Here is a 7,371-nt window from a genome sequence, read left to right on the forward strand (position 1 = left end):
GAGGCCGTCCCTCCCCTTGCCGCGGGGGAGCGGCCTCAGCCGGGCCAGCGCCAGTCGGCGACCTCCGGCAGGTCCGTGCCGTGCTCGCGGATCCAGTCGTGGTGCCGGGCGCGTACGTCCGCCATGGCCTGCCGCACGCCGGTGGCCCGTACGGCGAGGTCCGGCACCCGGTCGATGACGTCCATGACGAGCCGGTAGCGGTCCATGTCGTTGCGGACGACCATGTCGAACGGCGTGGTCGTCGTGCCCATCTCCTTGTAGCCGCGCACATGGAGATGGGCGTGGCCGGGCCGCCGGTAGGCGAGCCGGTGGATCAGCCAGGGATAGCCGTGGTACGCGAAGATCACCGGCCGGTCCGGGGTGAACAGGGCACTGAAGTCGCGGTCGGTCATGCCGTGCGGATGGTCCTCCTGCGGCATCAGCCGGGTCATGTCCACGACGTTGACGACGCGCACGGCCAGCTCGGGCAGGTGCTCGCGGAGCAGCCCCGCCGCGGCCAGCGTCTCCTGCGTCGGCACGTCCCCGGCGCAGGCGAGGACGACGTCCGGCCCCGCGCCCCGCCGCTCGGTCCCCGCCCACTCCCAGACGCCCGCGCCGCGCGCGCAGTGCGCGCGGGCCTGCTCCAGGTCGAGCCAGTCGAACGTCGGCTGCTTCCCGGCGACCACGACGTTGACGGTGTCCCGCGTCCGCAGCACATGATCGGCCACGCACAGCAGGGTGTTGGCGTCCGGCGGCAGGTACGCGCGTACCGCGTGCGGGCTCTTGTTCAGGATGTGGTCGATGAAGCCGGGGTCCTGATGGGAGAAGCCGTTGTGGTCCTGGCGCCAGACGTGCGAGGTCAGCAGGTAGTTGAAGCCCGGCACCGGGGCCCGCCAGGGGACCGCGCGGGCGCTGTCGATCCACTTCACGTGCTGGGCGGCCATGGAGGCGACGATGTGCGCGAACGCCTCGTACGAGGAGAACAGCCCGTGCCGCCCGGTGAGCACGTACCCCTCCAGCCACCCCTGGCACAGGTGCTCGGAGAGCACCTCCATCACCCGCCCGTGCGGCCCCAGATGCTCGTCCGTCGCGAGCGTCTCGGCCTGCCACGCCTTGTCCGTCGCCGCGTACAGGTCCTGGAGCCGGTTGGAGGCGGTCTCGTCCGCGCCCATCACCCGGAAGTCGCGCCGCTGGGCGGTGTCGGCCATCACCTGGCGCAGCAGCCCGCCCAGCACCTTCGTCGGCTCGTGCGCCTGGTCGCCGGGCTTGTCGAGCTGGACGGCGAAGTGCTTGAGGTCGGGCAGCGGCAGCTCCCGTACGAGGCGGCCGCCGTTGGCGTGCGGGTTGGCGCCGAGCCTGCGGTCGCCCGTGGGCACGCAGGCCAGCACCTCGGGGCGCGGGCGGCCGTCGGGGTCGAACAGCTCGTCCGGCGCGTAGCCGCGCAGCCAGCTCTCCAGCTGCCGCCGGTGGTCGGCGTTCTCCCGCACACCGGACAGCGGCACCTGATGCGCGCGCCACGTGTTCTCGACGGGCTGCCCGTCCACCTCCGCCGGCCCGGTCCAGCCCTTCGGGGTGCGCAGCACGATCATGGGCCAGCGGGGCCGCCGCCTCTCGCCGTCCACGCGCGCCGCCCGCTGGTGGGCGGCGATACGGTCGAGGGCCAGGTCCACCGCGGCGGCCATGTCCTGGTGGACGCGGGCCGGGTCGTCGCCCTCGACGTGCAGCGGCTCGTGACCGTACCCGCGCAGCAGGGAGTCCAGCTCGTCCTGGGGCAGGCGGGCCAGCACCGTGGGGTTGGCGATCTTGTAGCCGTTGAGGTGCAGGATGGGCAGGACAGCGCCGTCGTGGACCGGGTCGAGGAACTTGTTCGCGTGCCAGGACGCGGCGAGCGGCCCCGTCTCGGCCTCGCCGTCGCCGATCACACAGGCGGCCAGCAACCGCGGGTTGTCGAGCGCCGCGCCGTAGGCGTGCGCGAGGGAATAGCCCAGCTCACCGCCCTCGTGGAAGGAGCCGGGCACCTCGGGCGCCGCATGGCTCGGCACCCCGCCGGGGAAGGAGAACTGCCGGAAGAGCCGGGCCATCCCCGCGGTGTCCCGGCCGAGATCCGGGTCCATGTCGCCGTACGAGCCGTCCAGCCAGGCGCCCGCCAGCACGGCCGGCCCGCCGTGGCCGGGGCCCCACACGCAGACCGCGTCGAGATCGCGGGCCGTGATCACCCGGTTGAGGTGGGTGTAGACGAGGTTGAGGCCGGGGCAGGTGCCCCAGTGCCCCAGCAGCCGGGGCTTGATGTGCTCGGGCCGCAGCTCCTCGCGGAGCAGAGGGTTCCCGGTGAGATACAGCTGGCAGGCGGCCAGGTAGTTGAGGGCGCGCCAGTGCGCCAGCAGATGGTCGAGTTCGTCCGCGTCGAGCGGCGTACGCGTCTCCATGAGCAGCCCTTCGTCGGGTACGGGCGACTATGGCCCGCCTCCCCGCAGCGCGCACGGGCATGCGCGGCCGGACGGTGCGGTACCGGCCACGCCTCAGGACGCGCGCCGGGGCGACTTCTTGGCGGCGGCCTTCTTCGCGGCCTTGACGGTGCCCTTCTTCGCCGTGCTCTTCTTGGCCTCGGTGTTTTTCGCCGTGCTCTTCGCCGAACCAGCGCTCGTCGTCGAAGCAGCGCTCTTCGCCGAACCGGCGCTCTTCGTGGTGCTCTTCTTCGCGGCGGACTTCTTGGCCGGGCCGGTGGACTTGGACGTCTTACGGGCCGCCGTCCGGCCGCCCTTCTCGCCACGCTCCTCGTTGTCCGCCCGGTCGATCGACGCCTGGAGGGCGGACATGAGGTCGATGACATTGTCCGGCGCGGCGGTGGTCTCCGTCCTGGCGGCGGGCTTCTTCTTGTCCAGCCGGGCGGTGACCAGCTCGTCCAGGGCGCGCTGGTATTCGTCCTCCAGGCCGTCGAGGTCGAAGTCCTCCGAGAGGGTGTCCATGAGGCTCGTCGCCATCTTCAGCTCCTGCGGACGCACGGTCACGGAGTCGGGCGGCGCGAGACCGGCGCTGTCGCGGATCTCGTCGGGCCAGTACATGGTGTGCACCATCATGAGGTCGTCCTGGACGCGCAGCAGGGCCAGCGACTCCCGCGTCCGGATCGTGATCTTGCTGACGGCGACCCGGTCCGTCTTCTTGAGCGTCTCGCGCAGCAGCACGTACGGCTTATTGGCCGCGCCGTTCTCGGGAGCGAGGTAGTAGGAGCGCGCCAGTTGCAGCGGCGTGATGTGGTCGGCGTCGACGAAGGCGAGCACATCGATGAGGTTCTTGCTGGGCAGCGGGAGATCGGCCAGGTCGTCCTTGGTCAGGATCGCGGTGCGGCCCTCGTCGTCCTCGTAGCCCTTGGCGATGTGCTCGTAGCCGACATCCTCCCCGCACACGGAGCACACGCTCCGGCGGCGGACGCGCCCGCCGTCCTTGTCGTGGACCTCGTGGAGCCTGACGCCGTGGTCCTCGGTGGCCGCGTACAGCTTGACCGGCACGGAAACCAGCCCGAAACCAATCGCCCCTTTCCACATGGTTCGCATAATTTCGTACCTCCATGGGGAATTTCCACACTATGCCCACATCGCAGGACCGGCAGGCCGTGGAGTTCGACGGCCACCGCCTCTCCCTGACCCACCTGGACCGCGTGGTCTTCCCCGCCTCGGGCCACACCAAGGCCCAGCTGCTGCACTACTACGCGACGATCGCCGCCGCGATGGTGCCGCACACCGCCGACCGCGCCGCCTCCTTCATCCGCGCCCCGGAAGGCCCCGCCGGGCAGTCCTGGTACGCCAAGAACCCGCCCGGCGGCACCCCCGACTGGGTGCGCCTGGTGCCCGTACCCGGCAAGGACGGGCCCGTCGACCACATCACCGTCGACTCCACCGCCACCCTGGTGGCGATGGCGAACCTCGGCGCGTACGAATTCCACGTCCCGCAGTGGACCGGCGCCGCGGGACCGGACGGCCACGACCGCCTCGTACTCGACCTCGACCCCGGACCCGGCACGGACCTGGTGGTGTGCTGCCGGGTCGCGCTGCGGCTGCGGCAGCTCCTGGACGACGACGGGCTGACGGCCCGCCCCGTGGTCTCCGGCTCGAAGGGGATGCACCTGTACGCGCCGCTGCACCCGGCGGCGGGCCGCGCCGTCAGCGCGTACGCCAAGGAGCTGGCCACCCGGATGGAGGACGAACACCCCGGGCTGGTCGTCGTGACGATGGCGCGCGACGCGCGCGCCGGGAAGGTGCTGATCGACTGGTCGCAGAACACGACCGCCAAGACGACCGCCGCGCCGTACACGCTGCGGCTGCGCGACCATCCGCGCATCGCGACGCCTGTCGACTGGGACGAGGTCGAGAGCTGCCGCGCGCCGGGAGACCTCGCCTTCACGCCGGAACAGGTCCTGGACCGGGTGGCCGCGCGCGGCGACCTGCTGGCCCCGCTTCTCGGTGATGCGGCGCGGGAGCGGCTGCCCTGAGGCAGTCGCCGACCGGTCGCGGCCCCGCGCCGACCAGGCCGTACGCCGTCCGGGGGACAAGGCGGCCGACCGTGTGTGAACCGCACCGGGCCGGGCGAGATCTCGGCCATGGCCCGCCCGTCCCCGCCGCCCGCGCCCCTGCCCCGGATCGCCCCCATGCTCGCGACCGCGGGACGGCTGCCGGTGCCCGGAGCGGCGGAACGGTGGGCGGCGGAGACCAAATACGACGGACAGCGGAGCGTGCTGTACCTGCCCGGGGACGGCTCGGCGGAGCTGCGCGCCCGCTCCGGCGCCGACATCACCCGCGCGTACCCGGAGCTGAGCGCCCTGGGCGGCGCCCTCGGCGACGCCACCGCCGTACTGGACGGGGAGATCGTCGCGCTCGACGGCCGGGGCCGCCCGGACTTCGAGCGGTTGCAGCCCCGCATGGCCCTCACCGGATCGCCCGCCAAGACCGCCCGCCTGGCGCGGGACGTCCCGGTCCGGCTGATCCTCTTCGACGCCATGTTCCTCGACGGCCGCGACCTGACCGGGCTCCCGTACGCCGAGCGCCGCCGCCTGCTGGAAGGGCTGGACCTCCGGGGCGCGCACTGGTCGACGCCGGCCGCGGTCGTCGGCCACGCGCAACAGGCGCTGGACGCCACCCGCGAGCAGGGCCTGGAAGGCATCGTGCTCAAACGGACCGACTCCGCGTACGAGCCGGGGACCCGCTCCCGAGCCTGGATCAAGATCCGGCACGTCCGCACGCTGGACGCGATCGTCGGCGGATGGGTGCCGGGCCGGGGCCGGCTGACCGGACTCCCGGGAGCACTGCTCGTAGGACAGCGCCAGGACGGCGGCGCGCTGCGCTATCTCGGCAGCGTCGGCACCGGATGGAGCGAGCGCGAGCGCGCCGCCATCGCCGAACTGCTGCGGATCTCCGCGATCGACCACTGCCCCTTCGACACCGTGCCGCCGGTGGCCGGCGCCCGGTGGGTGCTGCCGCGCCTGGTCGGTGAGATCGGGTACGCGACCCGCACGCGCGCCGGGCTCCTGCGGCACCCGTCATGGCACCGGCTGCGACCCGACCTGGCGCCCGAGGACATCGACTGACCGGTCGCCCGGTACGGGCCGGGGCCCTGGGCATACGCGCGTACGTACCGTCACGCGGACTCGGTCGCGCTCCTCAGCAGGTCCCCCGTCTCGTCGAGGGCGGCCGTGAGCGCCTTCGGCTCGGGGGTGAGTGCGGCCAGGACGGCGTCGACGCCGCGCAGCCCCGCCCGGTCGAGCAGCGTCTTCTCGTTCGTGACCCACTCGCCCCGCGCCGCCAGCACCGCGTGCGCGGCCTGGCAGGCGGCGGTGGCGATGGCGCCCGCGCAGTCGGTCAGCCGTCCGTGCTCGGCGTGGGCGGAACGGGCGTAGGCGAGGGTCAGTTCGGCCGTGCCCCGCCACTGCTCGTACGCCGCGCGGCGCAGCGACGCGGGGTATTCGGGGCGGGGCAGCTCGCCGTGGAGCACCTTGTTGACGGCCAGTTCGGCGACGACCAAGTACGTCGGGATTCCGGCGAGATGGAACATGAGCCGCTCGATGCCGAACCGCCCCTCGCGGGCCTCGGCGAGCCGGTGCTCGACGTCGTCGAGATCGCGGTAGTGCACGTCCACATGGCGCTCGCCGACCGTGAGCCAGGCCCCGCCGTTGAACACCCCGCCGCCCCACGCGCCGATCTCGGAGACCTCCCCGGGCCAGCCGAGAGCGCGCAGACTGTCGGGGGAGAACTCGCCCCGGTAGTAGACGGCGAAGTCCCAGTCGCTGTCCGGCCGGTGGGTGCCGGTGGCCCGCGACCCGCCCAAGGCGACGGCCCGCACGCCGGGCAGGCCCGCGAGCTGTTCCGTCAGGAGGGCTGCGAAGGCTTCGTCGTCGTCCGGGTGCATGGGGGAGAGGATAGTGGCGGGGCCGGCGGCGCTTTCGCCGAGGGCGGCCCGTGGCGGTCATGGCGTTCGCCGGGTGCGGGTCCATTCCAGGAGGCGGCGGGCCGTCCAGGTGTTGATGACGCGCTCGGCGGGGATGCCGCACTCCTCGGCGCGGGCGCAGCCGAGGATCTGCCAGTCCAGCTGGCCCGGCGCGTGGGCGTCGCTGTCGATCGCGAACAGGACCCCGGCGTCCAGGGCCTGGCGGAGCAGACGGCGCGGCGGATCGAGACGGTCCGGCCGGCTGTTGATCTCGACCGCGGTGCCGAACCTCGCGCAGGCCGCGAACACCATCGCCGCGTCGAACCGCGACTCTGGGCGCCCCTTTCCGGTCACGAGCCGCCCGGTGCAATGCCCCAGGACGTCCACCAGCGGGCTCGCGACGGCCGCCACCAGCCGCCGCGTCATCGCCGCCTCCTCCATCCGGAGCTTGGAGTGCGCCGAGGCCACGACCAGGTCCAAGCGGTCCAGCAGCTCCCGCTCCTGGTCCAGCGAGCCGTCGGCGAGGATGTCGCACTCGATGCCGGTCAGCAGCCGGAAGCCCTTCCCGAGCCGCCGGTCGACCGTGTGCACGGCCTCGATCTGTTTCCGCAGCCGCTCGGACGTCAGCCCGTTCGCGATCCGCAGCCGGGGGGAGTGGTCGGTGAGCACGGCCCACTCATGGCCCACCGATCGCGCGCCGCGGGCCATCGCCTCGATGGGGCTGCCGCCGTCCGACCAGTCCGAGTGCAGATGGCAGTCGCCGCGCAGCGCCTTCCGCAGGGCGCCGCCGCCCTCCGCGAGCGGCGCCTCGGCCGCCGCCTCCAGCCGGGCCAGATACTCGGGCATCTCGCCCGCGAGCGCCTCGGACACCACTCGCGCGGTCTTGGGGCCGATACCCGTCAGGCCCGTCAGCGTCCCGGACGAAGCGCGCTCCGCGGGCTCCCCGGCCGGCAGCGCGGCGATGACGTCCGAGGCGGT

At 73.2% G+C, this 7,371-nt stretch carries 6 protein-coding genes; 2 read left to right on the forward strand and 4 right to left on the reverse strand.

Annotation, left to right across the window (positions count from 1 at the left end; translation table 11 throughout):
• Window positions 1-35: 35 nt before the first annotated feature.
• Together ACFU99_RS26150 and ACFU99_RS26155 are read right to left on the reverse strand one after the other, a co-directional pair.
• The gene (locus ACFU99_RS26150; protein WP_384396124.1) at window positions 36-2,405 is read right to left on the reverse strand and encodes a phosphoketolase; all 2,370 of its coding nucleotides are present in this window, start codon (window positions 2,403-2,405) and stop codon (window positions 36-38) included.
• A gap of 93 nt (window positions 2,406-2,498) precedes the next feature.
• Complete coding sequence (locus tag ACFU99_RS26155; RefSeq protein WP_384396127.1) at window positions 2,499-3,530, reverse strand: Ku protein; 1,032 nt, start codon at window positions 3,528-3,530, stop codon at window positions 2,499-2,501.
• Window positions 3,531-3,562: 32 nt separating this feature from the next.
• Between ACFU99_RS26155 and ligD the strand changes: the two genes are divergently transcribed.
• Together ligD and ACFU99_RS26165 are read left to right on the forward strand one after the other, a co-directional pair.
• Window positions 3,563-4,465 (forward strand): non-homologous end-joining DNA ligase, encoded by a 903-nt coding sequence (gene ligD / locus ACFU99_RS26160; protein WP_384396130.1) that lies wholly within the window; start codon window positions 3,563-3,565, stop codon window positions 4,463-4,465.
• A 108-nt stretch (window positions 4,466-4,573) separates the two neighbouring features.
• Entirely contained in the window at window positions 4,574-5,557 is a 984-nt protein-coding gene (locus tag ACFU99_RS26165; protein ID WP_384396139.1) for an ATP-dependent DNA ligase, read from the forward strand.
• 50 nt (window positions 5,558-5,607) lie between these two features.
• Here the strand turns inward: ACFU99_RS26165 and ACFU99_RS26170 are convergent, their stop codons facing one another.
• On the reverse strand, window positions 5,608-6,375 hold the full coding sequence (locus ACFU99_RS26170) for a nucleotidyltransferase domain-containing protein (protein WP_384396133.1): 768 nt from the start codon (window positions 6,373-6,375) through the stop codon (window positions 5,608-5,610).
• Between the two features lie 57 nt (window positions 6,376-6,432).
• Window positions 6,433-7,371 (reverse strand): PHP domain-containing protein (locus ACFU99_RS26175; RefSeq protein WP_384396136.1); only part of this gene is annotated, 939 nt, incomplete at its 5' end.

This window comes from Streptomyces sp. NPDC057654, from assembly GCF_042800135.1.
Classification (GTDB): domain Bacteria; phylum Actinomycetota; class Actinomycetes; order Streptomycetales; family Streptomycetaceae; genus Streptomyces.